General features: G+C 61.8%; 16 protein-coding genes and 1 pseudogene. 9 read left to right on the forward strand and 8 right to left on the reverse strand.

The annotated features are described in order from the left end of the window. Positions 1–57: 57 nt before the first annotated feature. From hflX to CFE428DRAFT_RS40250, 3 genes are read right to left on the reverse strand one after another with little or no spacing between them, the layout of a single operon-like run. Positions 58–915 carry a GTPase HflX gene (hflX, locus tag CFE428DRAFT_RS36570; RefSeq protein WP_157447400.1) on the reverse strand — a complete coding sequence of 286 codons (858 nt, stop codon included), beginning with the start codon at positions 913–915 and terminating at the stop codon, positions 58–60. Then, entirely contained in the window at positions 893–1,183 is a 291-nt protein-coding gene (locus CFE428DRAFT_RS40245; protein WP_006977619.1) for an HflX-like GTP-binding protein, read from the reverse strand. Before CFE428DRAFT_RS40245 ends, hflX begins: the two co-directional genes overlap by 23 nt. After that, positions 1,164–1,391 carry an HflX-like GTP-binding protein gene (locus CFE428DRAFT_RS40250; protein WP_006977620.1) on the reverse strand — a complete coding sequence of 76 codons (228 nt, stop codon included), beginning with the start codon at positions 1,389–1,391 and terminating at the stop codon, positions 1,164–1,166. The genes CFE428DRAFT_RS40245 and CFE428DRAFT_RS40250 overlap by 20 nt, the downstream gene beginning before the upstream one ends. Before the next feature lie 253 nt (positions 1,392–1,644). Here CFE428DRAFT_RS40250 and CFE428DRAFT_RS32745 point away from each other — a divergent pair, with 253 nt between their 5' ends. The 3 genes from CFE428DRAFT_RS32745 (at position 1,645) to CFE428DRAFT_RS01385 (ending at position 7,851) form a co-directional block, all read left to right on the forward strand. Then, complete coding sequence (locus CFE428DRAFT_RS32745) at positions 1,645–4,884, forward strand: hybrid sensor histidine kinase/response regulator (protein WP_006977621.1); 3,240 nt, start codon at positions 1,645–1,647, stop codon at positions 4,882–4,884. 133 nt (positions 4,885–5,017) lie between these two features. Further along, the gene (locus CFE428DRAFT_RS01380; protein WP_006977622.1) at positions 5,018–6,370 is read left to right on the forward strand and encodes a response regulator; all 1,353 of its coding nucleotides are present in this window, start codon (positions 5,018–5,020) and stop codon (positions 6,368–6,370) included. 227 nt (positions 6,371–6,597) lie between these two features. Then, positions 6,598–7,851 carry a hypothetical protein gene (locus tag CFE428DRAFT_RS01385; protein WP_006977623.1) on the forward strand — a complete coding sequence of 418 codons (1,254 nt, stop codon included), beginning with the start codon at positions 6,598–6,600 and terminating at the stop codon, positions 7,849–7,851. A 187-nt stretch (positions 7,852–8,038) separates the two neighbouring features. Here the strand turns inward: CFE428DRAFT_RS01385 and CFE428DRAFT_RS01390 are convergent, their stop codons facing one another. Continuing rightward, positions 8,039–8,899 carry a sugar phosphate isomerase/epimerase family protein gene (locus CFE428DRAFT_RS01390; RefSeq protein ID WP_006977624.1) on the reverse strand — a complete coding sequence of 287 codons (861 nt, stop codon included), beginning with the start codon at positions 8,897–8,899 and terminating at the stop codon, positions 8,039–8,041. Positions 8,900–8,999: 100 nt separating this feature from the next. Further along, positions 9,000–9,500: an MOSC domain-containing protein gene (locus tag CFE428DRAFT_RS01395; RefSeq protein ID WP_006977625.1), complete on the reverse strand. Its 501-nt coding sequence runs from the start codon at positions 9,498–9,500 to the stop codon at positions 9,000–9,002. An 8-nt stretch (positions 9,501–9,508) separates the two neighbouring features. On the opposite strand from CFE428DRAFT_RS01395, the gene mobA reads away from it, so the two are divergent. Beyond that, a complete protein-coding gene (mobA, locus tag CFE428DRAFT_RS01400; RefSeq protein WP_042724187.1) occupies positions 9,509–10,126 on the forward strand; it encodes a molybdenum cofactor guanylyltransferase in 618 nt (205 codons plus the stop codon). Positions 10,127–10,311: 185 nt separating this feature from the next. Here the strand turns inward: mobA and CFE428DRAFT_RS40850 are convergent. Then, positions 10,312–10,599: pseudogene (locus CFE428DRAFT_RS40850) on the reverse strand (molybdenum cofactor biosynthesis protein MoaE); the annotation flags it as partial. Positions 10,600–10,601: 2 nt separating this feature from the next. Next, complete coding sequence (locus CFE428DRAFT_RS01410; protein ID WP_006977628.1) at positions 10,602–10,832, reverse strand: MoaD/ThiS family protein; 231 nt, start codon at positions 10,830–10,832, stop codon at positions 10,602–10,604. A gap of 143 nt (positions 10,833–10,975) precedes the next feature. On the opposite strand from CFE428DRAFT_RS01410, the gene CFE428DRAFT_RS01415 reads away from it, so the two are divergent. Then, entirely contained in the window at positions 10,976–12,172 is a 1,197-nt protein-coding gene (locus CFE428DRAFT_RS01415) for a molybdopterin molybdotransferase MoeA (RefSeq protein ID WP_049975507.1), read from the forward strand. Between the two features lie 10 nt (positions 12,173–12,182). Here CFE428DRAFT_RS01415 and CFE428DRAFT_RS01420 read toward each other — a convergent pair whose 3' ends face one another. After that, the gene (locus CFE428DRAFT_RS01420; protein ID WP_006977630.1) at positions 12,183–12,899 is read right to left on the reverse strand and encodes a class I SAM-dependent methyltransferase; all 717 of its coding nucleotides are present in this window, start codon (positions 12,897–12,899) and stop codon (positions 12,183–12,185) included. A gap of 239 nt (positions 12,900–13,138) precedes the next feature. On the opposite strand from CFE428DRAFT_RS01420, the gene CFE428DRAFT_RS32750 reads away from it, so the two are divergent. The 4 genes from CFE428DRAFT_RS32750 (at position 13,139) to CFE428DRAFT_RS01440 (ending at position 16,607) form a co-directional block, all read left to right on the forward strand. Further along, positions 13,139–13,897 (forward strand): CBM96 family carbohydrate-binding protein, encoded by a 759-nt coding sequence (locus tag CFE428DRAFT_RS32750; RefSeq protein WP_006977631.1) that lies wholly within the window; start codon positions 13,139–13,141, stop codon positions 13,895–13,897. A 70-nt stretch (positions 13,898–13,967) separates the two neighbouring features. Next, on the forward strand, positions 13,968–14,765 hold the full coding sequence (locus tag CFE428DRAFT_RS01430) for a DNRLRE domain-containing protein (RefSeq protein ID WP_006977632.1): 798 nt from the start codon (positions 13,968–13,970) through the stop codon (positions 14,763–14,765). A 50-nt stretch (positions 14,766–14,815) separates the two neighbouring features. After that, positions 14,816–15,703: a prepilin-type N-terminal cleavage/methylation domain-containing protein gene (locus CFE428DRAFT_RS32755; protein ID WP_237705415.1), complete on the forward strand. Its 888-nt coding sequence runs from the start codon at positions 14,816–14,818 to the stop codon at positions 15,701–15,703. Positions 15,704–15,728: 25 nt separating this feature from the next. Then, a complete protein-coding gene (locus tag CFE428DRAFT_RS01440; protein WP_006977634.1) occupies positions 15,729–16,607 on the forward strand; it encodes an ABC transporter substrate-binding protein in 879 nt (292 codons plus the stop codon). The last annotated feature ends 18 nt before the right edge of the window (positions 16,608–16,625 follow it).

Genomic DNA, 16,625 nt, shown 5'->3' on the forward strand with positions numbered 1-16,625 from the left:
AGCCGACTTTGTTTTTGAAAATGTTAGCACGTTCTAGTCCCTAGGCGCGGCAAGTTGTTACCCGGTTGCAATCAATTTGTCTGTGAAAAACGTGGGGTCGATTAAATTTTTTGCAGCTGCTTCCTTGAGTAGGTTCTCGCAAGCCTCGGCCAGCCGCCCGGGCAGGACCGCCACGATCCGGACGAACTCTCCTTCATAATGGGTTTCCAGGATCCGCGCCTGGCGGTGCAATTGGGCGAGCAGGCTTCCCGCACTTTGGGGAATCAGGAATTCCCGGGTGACCATCCCGGTGGCCACGAACTCGGCCATCCGTTCGACCAGTTCTTCGATGCCTTCGCCGGTATGCACAGAGAGAAAGACGGCATCAGGGAAGTGGCGTCGCAGGCCGGCCAAGGCCGCGGAATCCCCGACTTTGTCGATCTTGTTGAAGGCGATTAAGGTCCGCTTGGCGTCCGCGCCCAACTCGGCAAGCACCTTCATCGTCGTATTATAGTACTCCATCACTTCCGGCTGGCTGGCGTCGAGCAGGTGGATCAGGAAGTCGGAGAGCGCGGCTTCTTCCAGCGTCGCATTGAAAGCCTCAACGAGCCGATGCGGCAATTTGCGGACGAACCCGACCGTGTCGGTGAGCAGCAGTGGCTGCTTGTTCGGTAGCGCAATTTTGCGAGTTGTTGTATCCAAAGTTGCGAAAAGTTTATCCTCAATGAGAACGTCCGCGCCGGTTAATCGGCGGAGCAGCGAGGATTTGCCGGCATTCGTGTAGCCCACGATCGCGGCATTCGGCACGGGAGCGCGTTTGCGGTCCTTGCGTTGAGTGGCGCGGGACAGGCGCACCTGTTCGAGCTCGCGCTTGCAGCGGTCGATGGCGGTGCGAACGCGGCGCTTGTCTTGTTCAAGCTGGGGTTTCACCTTCACCACGGGCGCCGATGCCGCCGCCCTGGCGGACTAAGTGTCCCCAAGCCCGGGTCAAGCGGGGCAGGGAGTATTCGAGCTGGGCCAGTTCCACTTGGAGCCGCGCTTCGCGGGTCTGCGCGCGCCGGGCGAAGATATCGAGAATCACTTCCTGGCGGTCGATGACCGTGATGCCGGCGAGATTTTCCCAGTTGCGCTGCTGGCTGGGGGTCAGTTCGTGTCGAAGATGATGACGTCGAGGCCCTGATCCTTCACGCGTTTGACGATTCATCCGCCTTGCCGGTGCCGATCAAGAGACGGGCGTGCTGCTCGCGATGATAGACGAGCAGCCGATCCATGATCGGGATGCCGAGTGTCTTGACGAGCTCTTCGAGTTCCTCGAGCAGACTCGTCGCTTCGGGGCGCCCATTCGTGTCGGTATAAGCGCCCACGAGGAGCGCGCGCTCCACCATTTTCTCCTTCTCTTTGATGTCGATCATGGAATTTGCCAAGGGACCAGCATACTCGGAGGAACCCCGTCACGCAAAGGAAGACCCAAGGTTCTTTTCGATTCTGATTGGTCGGCTTGGCTCGCATCCTCGTTGAAGTCATCGATCCATGGACCCACGCCCGCCCGATTCCTCGGAGGTCAACGCTGCCAACCTTCACCGATTAATATAAAGGGGCGGTCAACGCCCTCTCGTTTCCCATCGCCTCGTGCCAGAACAGGCGTTACCTGTTTAACAACCCTCCATGAAGAACCTGCTCGTCTGGCAAAAGCTCGCCCTGCTGGGTGCGGTCTTTTTGGTTCCGCTGGTCGTGGTGACGTACGCGCTCATTTCCTCCGTGCACAGCCTAGGTGTGGCTTCGGCTCGGCATGAGTTGCAGGGAATCGAATATGCGCGGGCCCTTCTGCCGGTGCTGCACGATGTGCAACTGCTCCGCGCTTCCGACGCCACGGCTGCAGAAGGGGACCGCGCCCGGCACCGGGCGGATCTGCAGCACGACATGGCCCAGCTCGATGCCGTCGATGCCCGTCTGCGTGCCAATCTGCGGCTTTCCCAGAAATGGGCGGCGCTGGCCGAGCGCTGCCGGAAGATCCTCGAGGCCCCGCCTTCCGCGGGCACGCAGGATGAACTGGCCCGCATTGCTCGCAGCGGCCTCGGTTTGATCCAGGAGGTGGCCGACCACTCCGAGCTCACCCTCGATCCCGAACCCGGCAGCTACTACTTCATGGACCTGGGCCTGCTGAAATTGCCGGAGCACGCGGAGTTGGTTTCGCAGGCCTGGAGTCGTCTCACCGCCGGTGCGCCGGGGCAGCCGCTCGATACCACCACGCGCTACGATCTGCGCCGCATCACCGGGGTGATCGACTATCTCCATACCCAGGCCAGCGAAGCGCTGGCCAAGGCGCAAACGGCCGCTCCCCAGGCGGCCGGGCATCTGCAAATTCCCAAGCCAGTCTCGGATTCGATCGAACGGGCCCTTTCCTCGAATACCTGGCGACTGGAACCATCGACGCTGGCTACGGCCCTGACGGCACGGCTCGATGCGGATTACCAGCTTGCGGACAAGGTGAGCTTCGTCCTCGTCGACTTGCTTCATCAGCGTATCGATCGTTTGCAGCGGCGCGTCATTCTCTCCCTGGTCATCGGCGTGCTCGGGCTGCTCATCGTTTCCGCGCTCGGCTGGTCGCTCATTCGCGACATCACGCAGCCGCTGGGTGAGCTCTCGACCACCGCGCAAGCGATCGAGGAGGGGGAACTCGATGCGCCGGTGACAGTGCGGCATCGGCGCGACGAAATCGGGCGGCTGGCCGATGCCTTGCGTCGCATGATCATCGCGCAGCGGCAGAGCCGGCAAAAGCTGGTGGAGAATAACCTGGAAATGCTGGCGGCAAATGAAAAGCTCCAGGCCAAGACCGCCGAAGCGGAGCACCTCGCCGTGGAGGCCACGGCGGCGAATCGGGCCAAGCGTGACTTTCTCGCGGTGATGAGCCACGAAATCCGCACGCCGATGAATGGCATCATCGGCATGACCGAGCTGGCGCTGAACTCCGGGGTCACACCCATCCAGCAGGAATATCTGGAGATGGTCCGCAGTTCGGCGGAGACGCTGCTCGAGCTGCTGAACGATATTCTCGATTTCTCCAAGATCGAAGCGGGGCGGCTGGAGCTGGAACACATCGATTTCGACCTGCGCGATTTGCTCGGCGACACCATGCAGGCGCTCGGGGTGCGGGCGCATGCGCACGGCCTGGAACTGGCGCTGCAAATTCGCCCCGATGTGCCCGACGCGCTCACCGGCGATCCGCACCGCCTGCGCCAGGTGGTGGTGAATCTCGTGGGCAACGCGCTGAAATTCACCGAGCGGGGCGAGGTGACCGTGCTGGTGGAGAACGACCCGTCCGGTGATGAAAAAGTTCGGTTGCGCTTCGTCGTGCGCGATACGGGCATCGGCATTCCGCCCGAAGCGCAGGCGCGCATCTTCAATGCCTTCTCGCAGGCGGATAGCTCGACCACGCGGCGCTTTGGTGGCAGCGGGCTGGGGCTGGCGATCACCAGCCAGCTCGTGGGCATGATGGGTGGCCAGATCAATGTGGAAAGCCAGGTGGGGCAAGGGAGCACGTTTACCTTCACCGCGGCCTTTGACCGCCAGCCGGACCGGCCACCGATTACCCTGCCGGAACTCGAACACCTGCGCGTGCTTGCCGTGGATGACAACGCGACGAACCGCCTCATCCTGCGCGAGCTCTTCACAAGCTGGCGCATGGAAGTGGTGATTGCGGATTCCGCGCCGGCGGCGCTGGCGGCGCTGGATCGTGCGGGACGCGACGGTCAACCAATCGCCCTCGTGGTGACGGATATGATGATGCCGGACGTCGACGGCTTTGGCCTCGTGGAGCGGATGCGTGCGAGCCCGCTGCTGCGCGATACGCAGGTCATCATGCTCACGTCGTCGAATCGTCCGGAGGATATGGCGCGTTGCCAGCAGATGGGGATCGGGGCGCATCTTGTGAAGCCGATCAAACAATCGCGACTCATGGATTCCATCGTCACCGTGATGGGCCGGTCGTCGCGCCGCCGGGAAAAGCCGGTCGAGACAGACGTGCCGCGCCAGCGTCCCTTGCGCATTCTGCTCGCCGAGGACAATGCGGTGAACCAGCGCCTGGCCGTGGTCAATCTGGAATCGTGGGGCCACACGGTGACCGTGGCGCACAATGGACGCGAGGCGGTCGAGTTGTTTACCGCGCAGCCGTTCGATCTCATCCTCATGGATTCGCAGATGCCACGCATGGGAGGATTTGAGGCGACGGCAGAGATTCGCCGGCGCGAGGCGGGCAGCGGCGCGCATGTGCCGATCGTCGCGATGACGGCGAATGTGATGAAGGGTTCCCGCGAAGAGTGCCTGGGCGCCGGGATGGATGGCTATGTGGCCAAGCCGATGCGGCGGCATGAGTTGATCAAGGAGATCGCGGCGGTGGTGCCGGGTTTCATCCTCGGCAGCGAACCCGTGCCCGCTGCGGTCGAGGACATCGATGTAGAGGCGGCTGTGCCAGCCGCCTCCAATGTTGGAGAAACCTCTATTGAAGAGACCGCTCCCTTCGACTCCGCCGCCTTCCTCAAAAACCTCAGCGGCAACCGCGCCCTGGCGGTGAAAATGATCCATCTCGGCCTCGACGCAGACGCGCCGCGGCTGATGAATGATCTGCGGGAAGGCCTGGCTATTCGCGATATCGCCGCGATTGAAAATGCCGCCCACGGCATCAAGGGGCTGGTCGGTGAATTTCGGGCACGCGTGGCCTATGCCGCGGCCAAGGAACTCGAGGACGCGGCCCGTGGGCACGAATCCGAATCAATCCCCGGCTACGCGCAGGCTTTGATGGAGGAGTTTGACCGGTTGGCCGTGGCGTTGCGGGAGTTTCTCGCGGAAGAAGAAGGGGGGAAAGGTAGAACATCCAACGCCCAACATCCAACACCCAACATCCAATGAAGAACAGCCGATCCGCCGGACGCTCTCGCAGTTCGCTTGCGCCATTGGATGTTGGAGGTTGGGTGTTGGAGGTTGGATGTTCTCCCCATGTTGGGTGTTGGACGTTGGATGTTGGATGTTAATAATCCCCAGTATGAGCACTCCCTCACCGACAAAAGGCCGCATCCTGGTCGCCGAAGATGTCCGGGTGATCGCCTTTAAAATTACCCAGGCCCTGCAGGTCGCAGGTTACACCGTGGAGACGGCGGCGGACGGCGAAGAATGCCTGAACAAAGCGCGGCAAATGCTGCCCGATCTCGTGGTGCTGGATATCATGATGCCGCGGATGCACGGCATCGAAGTGCTCAAGACCTTGCGCGACGAGCATCGCACTGCGCGCACGGGCGTGATTGTCTGCACGGCCAAGGATTTCAAAACCGAGCACGACGAAGCCGCACGGCTCGGCGTTTTCGATTATCTCACCAAGCCATTTGAGCCGGCGGTGCTGGTGAAAAAGGTGGAGGCGTTCTTTGCGCGCCGCGGTGGTGACCGGGGCGTGCCGGAATATCCGAGCCCCATCGTCACGGAAGATTTGCCAACGTCGACCTTCACCCCGGTGCTCGATACCACGCGGCTGGGCTACACGCTCTGGGGTTCGCGCGGTTCCACCCCCACGCCGGGGGCGCGCTTTCTGCGTCACGGCGGCAATACTTCCTGCATGTCGGTGGTGCTGGGGGATGAGCAATTCGTCTTCGACGCGGGTTCGGGTATTCGTGATCTCGGCTTCGACGTGCTCCAGAGCCAGCGGCGCAAGCTGCATCTGTTCGTTACGCACACGCACTGGGATCACATTCAGGGATTCCCATTTTTTGCCCCGGCTTATGTGCCTGGATTTGAGATCACGATCTATGGGGCCGAAGGCTTTGGCAAAGACCTCAAATCCGTCTTTCGCGGCCAGCTCGACCGGGAGTATTTCCCGGTGCAGATGGAGGATATGCAGTCCTACCTGCAGTTCCGGCAGCTCGCCGTGAATCCGATGACCATTGGATCGGCGCGGATTTCGTGGGAGTTCGCGCAGCACCCGGGCGCCACGGTGGGCTACAAGATCGAGATCGATGGGAAGAAGATCGTCTGGGTGCCCGATAATGAATTCCTCCAGGGCTATACTGGGTCGCCAGAGGATTTGACCCGCGACCACCCGCTGGTGGTGCCGTACGGCCGAATGATCGATTTCCTTTCCGACGCCGATGTGGTGATTCATGAGGCGCAATACACCTGTGAGGAGTATCCCAAGAAGGTCCGCTGGGGGCACTCCTCGGTCTCAAATGCCTGTGCCCTCATGAAGTTGGCCGGCGTCCGGAACTGGGTCGTGACCCACCACGACCCCATGCACGACGACGCTTTCCTGGATACGAAGCTCCAGTTGACCCGCCAGATCTTCGAACGGATGGGCCATGAAATGTATGTGACCCACGGCTACGACGGGATGACGGAATACTTCCGGTAGGGGAGGGCAAAGTGCTCAGTGCCAGGTGCCGGCAGAATCTGGCGTGAGCCCGGCCACTAAACACTTTTGGCACTAAGCACTAAGCACTTTCCGCCCCGCGCCCCGGCACTTTCCCCAACCTTTCCCTTTTCAGGCGAAAAACCTGTGGCATTCTCCCACCCGTGAAAACCCCTGAGCCCCCCCGTTTCCTTTCTGCCTTCCCCGTCTCTTCGGCTGAAGCTCAGCCAGTGGAAATCCGTGAGGAGAAAACGCGTGAGGACAAGACCCGCGACGAGAAGGGCCGCGACGAGAAAGAGAAGAAGCGTGACGAAAAAATCGTTCCTCGCTACGTCCATGCGCCGGCCCTGCGTGACTACGGCATGGGACCGCGGAATCTTTTCTGGGGTGTTGGCCTGCTGATTGTCGCGTCGGTCATGCTCGTGGTCGCGATTCTCCTCGTGGGCTCGAAGGCCATGATTTCGGTGGCCACGTGCCTGCTCACTTTCACCGCGCTTTTCGTTCTCACCCGCATGCACGTTTTCCGCCAGCGCAATGGTGGTTTCCTTGCGGTGGGCCTGGTCTGCCTGATCGGTGCGGCGGTTCCGCTGCTCGAGAGCGCGTTTACGGCGGCGAAGACGTTCGTTTCCGTTCGCACCACGGGCTCGTCGGCGGCGTTTCGCGTGGATGAGCCGGCGCCGTTGCTCACGCAGTCCTTCGCACTGGCGCAGCCGTCGGCGGACGCCAAACAGGTGCGGGTCCTGCGCGATTCGCGGGTGGTGATTGCCGGCAAGCCGTTCGAGATCAAGGCGGGCGACCGGTTTCTGTTCGTCGGGACGAAGGGTGACGAGACGGCCTTTGGCGTGCGCGACCTGAATGTGTCGCTGCCCTCCAGTGTGGTCGAAGTCGTCGACCCGAAAGCCGTGGCCAAGGAAGTGCCGGCGACCGCGGCGAATCCGCTGACTTCCGCGGCGTCCGCTCCCGCAGCGCCCAAGGCCGCGGCGAAAGCGAAGGCCGGTGGCGCGGACGATGCGGAGCTGGCGGAGATCACTCGCAGCGCCCAGCAGGAGGCGATGCGCCGCTACCCAGCGCTGGCCTTGAAGGATTCGCTCGAGAATGCGATGTTCGTTTCGACTTACAAGCAGCTTCGCGAAGCGGGGAGCGACAATTTTTTCTCCAATCCCGAATGGCCGATCGAGCTCGCCGAGCTTCTCGCCAAGCGCGAGGGTTGGAGCCGTGGAGGCAGCCCCCTCACGACCGGACCGGCTCCGGTTCTCGACGCGCCCGCGGAGGCTCCGATCGCGGATGCGCCCGCCGCTGAGCCGCCCGCTGCGGAACCGCCGGTCGCCGAAGCACCTGTGCCGGTCGCGCAACCGGTGCAACGTGCGCTGCCTGTGGCACCGGTAGCGCAACCTGCCGCCAGGCCCAAAGGCCCGCCGGCGGCTCTCCCTCCGATTAGCGCACTCGACGCCGGCGCGAGCCTCCCGCAGACCGGGGGCCGCTAGGTTTTATCGACACTCAAACTGGCGAATAAGGTGCATCGCGGAGCGATGCCATGCAGGAAGCCGTGGACTTTCCAGTCTGCTTTGGCAGACGACGCTCTCGCTAATCGCGGCACAGCAGAAACTGCCCGAAACCGCCCCGGCGCGAGCGGTTATAGGCAGCGCTTTGCCCGCCAACTCTCAGCGGCGCTCACTTTACCGTCTCGAGATATTTGAGGCTCTGCGGCAGAGCGTCATGCACGGTCGGGGACTCGTCCTCGATGAAATAATACTTCACGCCCACCTTGGCAGCGGCTTTGAGGATCGTCGGCCAATCGATCTGGCCCGTGCCAATCGGCACGTCGTCGGTCAGCGGGGCATGGCCGGTGTAAACGCCACGCATCGCTCCTTTGCGCATATCCTTGAGGTGCATCAGCGCCCAGCGGCCCGGATACTTCTCGAGCAACTTCGCCGGATCGACGCCCGGCAGGAAAACCCAGAACACGTCCATCTCGTAAGACACGAGGTCGGGCTTGGTCTCTTTCACCAGCATGTCAAAGAACGTGTCGCTCGCACCTTCGCTCACCGGTTTGAATTCATACCCGTGCGTGTGATAGAAAAACTGAATGCCCGCGGCCTTGAACGCCTCGCCGAAGGTATTGAAATCGGCCGCCGCCCGCTTCACATCGGCCTCGCCGAATTCCGCTTCCTTGTGCGGAATCCACGCGACGCCCGCGTATTTCAAACCCAGGGCCTGCGCTTTCTTCACCGCGCCGGGCAGGTCCTTCTTCAAGTCGTCGTAGCCGAAGTGCATGCCAATCGGCGTGATGCCACGCGAGGCCAGCTCTTCCTTTACCTTCTCCGGCGGCAGCGGGATGGCCGCGTAGACTTCGGCGTATTTGAACCCGAGCGCCTTGGTTTCATCGAAGGCTGCGATCGGGTCTTTCTTGAAAGTGTCGCGCAGGCTGTAGAGCTGAAGGCCGAGCGGGCCTTTGAAGTCGCCTTGCAGATCGATTTCCGCGGCTTGGGCGGTGACGGCGAGGGCGAGCAGGGGGAGGAAGAAACGTTTCATTGAGGGGTAGGTGGTTCTGCGGGAGTTCCTTATCTTAATCTTAATCGTAATCATAATCTTAATCCCAAATCCTCACGCCAAGGGAAGAGTAAGATTACGATTAAGAAACCGCCGCCGCCTTGCCGCTGCCACTCACCCGTAGCACGCCGTCGGTCAGGATCTTCGCGCGCAAACCACCCCGGCCGCGCAACGCTTCCTCGGTGCCCGCGGTGAAAGCGCCATCCTGCCAGTAGCACGGCGAACATTCACTCGTGGCCAAAAAGCGCACGCCCTGAATGGCGAATTCGCGCCCGACCAGCGCGTACAAATCGACACCGCGCGTGATGACGTTGCGGCGAAAAACCGACGGCGCCTTGTCCCACACGCCGAAGCGCGCGCAGAGATCATCATACATTTCCCCGGGGAAAAAGGTGATCTGGCCCTTGTAGTCGGGTTTGTAATCGAGAAACCGGTCGCCCTCGATTCCGCGTCCGGCGAGGCAGCGCACTTCCGGCACTTCGATCATCGGATTTTCCCCCGGCGGCTTGCCGTGATGACCGAAAAAATTGTGCCCCGGCGAAATGAAAAGATGCTGGATGGTGATGGCGGGCTCGTCTGTCATTCGGTGCTGTGTTGCAAGATGCTGCCAATTCATCGTCGTCGCCAACAGGAAATCCGGCCTTCAGCGCGGTGCTGCTGGCCGGCGGCAAATCCACCCGTATGGGGCGCGACAAGGCCGCCGTCATCTTCGAAGGCCGGCCGCTCTGGGAGCGACAACTGGCGACCCTTGCTGCGTTGCAACCGCGTGAGCTTTTCATCTCGGGCAGGCCGGATGGTCCCTACATCGATCACGGAACCGAGGTGATCGCCGATTTGCATCCCGGCTGCGGACCGCTGAGTGGCCTCGAGTCCGCCTGCTGGCGGACGCAAACACCGCTGCTCTGTGTGTTGGCGATCGACCTGCCATGGATGACGACAGCGTTTCTCGAGCGACTGGTCAAAATAGCCACGCTGGATGGCCGCGGCATCGTCCCACGAAATGGCGATTACTTCGAACCGCTCGCCGCCGTCTACCCGCGCGGAATTTTGAGTTTGGTCGACGCACATCTGCGTCGCGGCGATCATTCGATGCAACGTCTCATCCAGCGCGCGGTCGACCTCGACCTCATGATCGTCGACCCGCTGCCCGAGGACGAACGGTCACTCTTCCGCAACGTCAACGCGCCCGCCGATCTGCCCGGTAACTGAAAGAGGGAGTAGCCGCAAAAAGGCGCAAAAGGCACAAAAAGAGTTCCCATTCCGCGACTCCCTTTTTTGCGTCTTTTGCGCCTTTTTGCGGCTACTCCCTTCGCACATTTCCAGATCGGCACGTCGGCTTTCATCCGGTCGATCGCGTCGGCGAGAAAGCGCAACGCCTCGCCGCGGTGAGAGGAAAGCACCCGAACGAAGAGCGACGCCTCGCCGACTGGCACCCAGCCGAGTCGATGAATGAACACCACCGCGGCACAAGGGTGCGCCGCGCAGAGTTGGTCGAAGATGCGTTCGAGGTGTTTCCGCGCCATCGATTCATGCGCCTCGTAGTGGAGACCGGCCAGCGCCGCGCCTTGCTCGAGTTCGCGCACCAGGCCTTGAAATTCGACGCACGCCCCGATCTCCCGCGAGGGCAGGACGGGCGGGGGGATGACAATCGGGGTGTGGGTAAAGGTGATTTGCTTTTCCATGGCTAACCTCCGCTGACCGGTGGAATGAGCGCGATCTCCCGGGCGTTGCCGATCGGGCCATCCCACGAATGATATTCCTCATCGACCGCCACCCGCCACGTCTCGAGACGTGCACCGGGTAGCACGCGGGCGAGGATGGCGCGCGGGGTTTCTCCCGGCTCGCAATCCACCATGCGCTCGGGCCAGCCGAGTTGGTCGCGGGCTTGGGCAAAGGCGAGGAGTTTGACTTGCATGGATGGGATGTAACGGAGAACTCTCGGCAAGCGCCAGCGCGCTCTCAGTCTTAATCTTAATCTTACTCTTTCCCTTGCGCGGAGGGATTAAGATTAAGAGTAAGATTACGATTAAGAGCCTGCCGCCCGTCCTTTCACCCGCCATGCTCTCTCTCGCCGAAGCCCGTTCCATCATCGAGCAACACGTCCAACCGCTCGAGCCACAGGCGGTCCCGCTCGCCGCGGCGCGTGGCCGGGTGCTGCGCGAGGATGCGCTCGCGCCGGATGATCTGCCGGCCTTCGACCGTTCGGCGATGGATGGCTATGCGATCGATGCGAAGGACGCGTCGCCGAAGTTTCGCGTGGTCATGGAAGTTCAGGCCGGCCAGGTACCGACGCGGCGTCTTCATCCCGGCGAATGCGCGCGCATTTTTACCGGTGCGCCGATTCCCGAAGGTGCCTCACAAGTCATCATGCAGGAAGACGTGGAGCGTGATGGCGAATGGATGACCGTGCGCGAACGGGACACGAAAATGTGGATTCGCTATCGCGGCGAAGACGCGCGCAAAGGTGAACTACTCCTCGCCGCCGGAGCGCGCTTGCAGGCGGGGGAACTTTCCCTGCTTGCCCAACTCGGCATGGTGCGACCGCGCGTCGGTCGCGCACCGCGGGTCCTCCATTTTGCGACGGGTAACGAGATCGTCGACCCGTCGCTGACGCCTGCCCATGGGCAAATTCGCGATTCCAATTCCACGCTCATCGCTGCCTTGTTGGCCGATGCCGGTGTACAATTGATGGCCCAAAACCGTTGCGGCGATGATCTCGACGATCTCGTCGGCGCCATCCGGCAGCACACGGCGGAGAGTTGGGATTGCCTGCTCATCTCCGGTGGTGCAAGCGTGGGGGACTACGACTTCGGCGCGCGGGCGTTGCGAGAACTTGGCTTCACCATCCACTTCCCGCAGATGAATATCCGCCCGGGAAAACCGCTCATCTTCGCCACGCGTGAACGGCAGATTGCGTTCGTCATTCCCGGCAATCCCGTCTCGCATTTCGTCACCTTTCAAAGCGCCATTCGCCTGGCCCTGGAGCGAATCGAAGGGGCGCTGTCGGCGTGGAAATCGGCGAAGATCGAGTTGGCGGCCGACCTGCTCGCCAAGCCCAACGAGCGCGAGACATTATGGCCGGTGCATGTCGGCGTGCAGGACGGCGCGTTGCGCGCCACACCGCTGGCCTGGCAGAGTTCCGGCGATCTGCGCGGATTGCTGGGAGCGAATGCGCTCGTGCCAATCGCGCCCGGAACCACCGGCGCGAAAAGGGGTGCGCTGGTTGATTGTGTGTTGCTGGGACCGCTGGCTTGACCGTGCGAATCTATAGACCGGGCTTGAGCGCGCGGGTGGCGATATAAGTCGGCGCATAGCGATTGAGCGGAGTGGCGTCGTCATCCCATTTGTCCTCGTAGAATCCCGTGAGGGTAAAACCGGCGGCCAGTTGCCCGCCGATCTGCGCATCGAGTGAATGGCTGAACTCAGTGGCCATTCCGCTTTTGAGCCACCTTTCGCGGGCCATTGGATCAGGATTCGTGAGGTCGGAAAAGGGCAGCGGGTATTTCACGACCAACTGACCAGTGGCTCGTGCCTCGTCGTGGTCGAAGAGGTGAAAAATCGGGTTCATGAAGCCGGCGAGAAGGACACCGCCTCGGCGAAGGACGCGAAAACATTCGCGCCACACCGGTCGCACGTCTTCGGCAAAAACATTCGACACGGGATGAAAGATGAGGTCGAAGCTGGCGTCGATCAGGGGCGATAAGTCCGCCATGTTGCCGCGAATGCAGGTAATTGGCAGGCCATCGCGCTCGGCCACGATCCGGTCTTTGGCCAACTGTTCGTCAGAGAGATCGAAGCTCGTCACGCGAGCGCCCGCGGCCGCGAGGACGGGAGATTGCTGGCCACCGCCGGAGGCTAGGCAAAGCACGTCACGCTCGCGCAGTTCACCCAACCAGTCACGCGGTACCGGGATATTCGGGGTGAGGATGACTGACCAATCGCCGGAGCGCGCGCGTTGGATGGTCTCGCGATCAACTGGCATGCACCAACGACTGGTGCTACCGCGCGATTCCTGGTTCCAGTCTGCGCGGCTCCGCTCAAGGACGTCGAAGGGTAATGGATCTGGCTGCGGGTTCATGAGAATCGGCCGGGGGCAGCTCTTCGCCGTATTGATTAGGTCGCGTCCGTGGCAAGCGCAAGCCGGCGCGCGCGCTGATTTTCACCCGCGGTTGGCATTGACGACAAATTTCACGCTGCGTTATATGTGCTCTCATATAACGCATGAATTCTTTTCGCGCTTTTCCCGGCATCGCCCTATCGGTTGCTGCATTGGTGCGCGTGGCTGCCGCGGCTTCCGTGACGCTAAATCCGATTCACGACACGTTCGTTTCCTCGGCTAATGCGTCGTCCAACTACGGCGCCGCCGGAGCGCTGTTGATCGACGCCAGCGGATTGCCGAAGGGGGAGTTCGATTCGTTGCTCCAATTCGACCTTTCCAGTGCCAGGTCTTCTTTCGACGTCACCTTCGGCGCTGGGCAATGGACGATCTCGTCGATCACGCTCCAGCTTTTTAACACCAACCCGAATAACGGGCTTTTCAACAGCGCAGCCGCCGGACAATTCACACTCAATTGGATGCAAAACGATTCCTGGCAGGAGGGCACGGGTACGCCGGCCACGCCGACGACGGATGGCATCACCTACAGCACGCTGCCGAGTTTTCGCAGCGGGGCGGATGAATCGCTCGGCACGTATTCTTTCAACGGCGCCACCACGGGCAACAACACGTGGACGCTCGGATTGACGAACCAATTTTTGGCCGATGCCACCGCGGGCAATGTGGTGAGTCTGCTCGGCCTGCCATCCGGTTCCGTCGTGTCCTATACCACGAACTCCGAAAACTTTTCGACGCCCGCCAGCCGTCCGGTGTTGACGGTGACCGCCCAGTCCGTGCCGGAGCCGGCAGCCATCGGCTTTCTGGCGATCGGTGCGATGACCGCCCTGGCGCGGCGCCGGCGCGCGGTCGCGGCGCGTCCTTAATGTACCGCCAGGAGCCAACCTGGGTATTTCGTGCTTGCGATTGAGCGTTATATCCAATCGGATATAACGAATGAAATGGACGCCCTTGCTTGCTCTTGTTGCCTTTTGCGCGGCCTCCGTGCGTGCTGATGTCGTGACGATCGGCGCAGCGCATGACACTACGATTTTTCAAAACAATGTGAACAACGCCGCGGGCGGTGGCCCAGGCATTTTTGCCGGCACCAATGGAGCGATTTCGCCACGGCGGGGACTCATGTCGTTTGACCTGAGCAGCATCCCGGCGGGCGCGACGATTACCAATGTGCAATTGACGCTGACCGTCGGCCAGATCGCCGGGTCGGGTGGCAGTGGCGGCATGAGCACGGAAACCATCGGCCTCTTTGAAATCACGCGCCCGTGGGGAGAAGGAACCGCGGAGAGCGGTGCGACCTCGATGGGAGGCACGGGACAAGGCGCTGCGGCGGCGAACGGCGATGCGACTTGGAACCAATCCGCTTTTGGCCAGACATCGTGGACGAACCCCGGCGGCGATTTCGTGAGCACGGCGAGCGCCTCGTTGACGTTGACCAACGCTCAGCCGGGCCTGAGCTTCACGTGGCTTTCGACTTCGCAACTCGTCTCCGACGTGCAGGGCTGGCTCGATACCCCATCGACGAACGACGGCTGGGAACTCATCAACGCCGATGAAAAGGACGGAACGACTTTCGACGCATTTTACACTCGCGAAGCAGCGGAAGCAGGCGCCACGTCCGGCGAATTGCCCTCGTTGCAAGTGACCTTCACCGTGCCCGAACCGACGACCGGAGCGCTAATGACCTTTGCCCTGCTTGGAATGGTGTCTGCACGTCGATCGCGCCGCCGGCCATGATTCCGCTCGGCATGCTACTCCGGAGAGTTCATTGGGAGACCGTGAAACCCGTGAAGTTCGAGTTGCTGCTCCTCCTGGCCGTCGTTTGCGCGGTCTCTGCCCGGGCGGATGTCATCACCCTGCCGGCGAGCAAGGATGCCTCGATCGTGAAAGGGAATCCGGACAACAACAACGGCGGCGGCCCGTGCTTTTTTTCCGGCACGGATGGAAACTCTTCGCCGCACCGCGCGCTGATTGCCTGGCAAAACCGAGCCATCACCGCTTTTACGTTGATCGAGTTGCTGATTGTCATCGCGATCATCGCCATCCTGGCGGGCATCGTGATGGGTGTGCTCGGTCCGGTGAGCGCCGCGCGTGATCAAACGCGCAGCGCTTCGAATATGCGCCAGTGGGGCGTGGCGCTCGCCGCCTACGCGAATGACAACGACGGCTACATCCCGCGGCGTGGGCAGGGCGTGCAGCCGGTCATGCAGCTCAACCGGCCGGAGGATTGGTTCAACGCGCTGCCGCCGTATCTCGGCCTGCAGGCCTACGGCGATCTGGTCGCCGCCGGGAAGCGTCCGCACGCGGGTGACAACTCGATCTTCGTGCGACCCGGGGCGAAGGATCCCGGCGGCACAGCCTTCCTGAGTTACGGGATGAACATGAATCTCTCGCCTTGGGATTTGACGCAGGCGACGAAGCTGAACCTGGTCTCGCAGCCTTCGCTGGTCGTTTTTCTCGCGGAGACCCCCGGTCAGTATGCGAGCACTTATCCCTCGAAGCGGGCTTACAGCTGCCAGGCGCCCTATCGCAACCAAGGCAACATCCTGTTCCTCGATGGCCACGTCAGCGCGTATTCCGCGACCTATATCGGCGTCAATAAAGGGGATCCCCACCGGCCGGATATTTCCTGGCTCACTGGCACGGCAAGCGACGCGCAGGCGGGGCAGTATTAAGAACGAACATCCAACACAACATCCCATGATTGCTTCTCGACGCGCTTTTCTCGGTTCCGTGCTCCTCACTTCGGCGGCTTCGATATGGACTCCGTTGTTGTTTGCCGAAGAGCGCCCGCCCATTCGGGTGGCGGCGATCGGGGGGATGACCATGACCGGGATGTGGCAGGAGCTTGCCACCAAATTTGAAGCGGACACGGGCTGGAAAACGCTGCTCGTGATCACGGGACCGAAGGATGTGCTTTCCGCCCCGTTCAAGCGCGGGGAGATCGATCTGCTCACCATGCACAGCGCAGACAAGACGACGGATCTGGTGGCCGATGGCTATGGCGTGAATCTGCGCCCGTGGGCGCGCAACGAACACACGATCGTCGGGCCGCCGAGCGATCCGGCCGGAATCCGCGGGATGAAGGATGGCGCGGCCGCGTTAAAGAAAATCGCCGCGGCCCATGCACCGTTCGTCGATTTCTACGGGCCGGGCAGCCGGGAGATCACCCACAAACTTTGGCAGCGCGCGGGACTCAAGCCCGAGGGCGACTGGCTGCTGAAAGATGAAAGTGATTTGCCGGAAAACATCGTGGCCTTTGCGGAAAAGAAGCAGGCCTACGTGGTCGTCGGGCGCCTTCCGATCACCTATGGCAAAATGGCGCTGGGCAAGATGGAAGTGCTCGTGCAGGGCGATCCCGAAATGCGCCGGACTTATGTGGTCGTCGAGGTCAATCCGCAGAAGTTCCCGCAGGCGAACGCCGCTGGAGCGCGAGTTCTGGCCGATTGGCTGACTGGTGATCCTGGGCAGAAATTTCTCCTCGATTATGGACGCAAAGCGCCCGGTGGCATTCCGCTGTATCACCCCATTCACGTGCCGGGTGAGGAAGAGGGTGTGAAGGGGATCAGTAATCAGTAATCAGTGGCGCGGGGCTTC

Source organism: Chthoniobacter flavus Ellin428 (genome assembly GCF_000173075.1).
In the GTDB taxonomy this organism is placed as follows: Bacteria; Verrucomicrobiota; Verrucomicrobiia; order Chthoniobacterales; family Chthoniobacteraceae; genus Chthoniobacter; species Chthoniobacter flavus.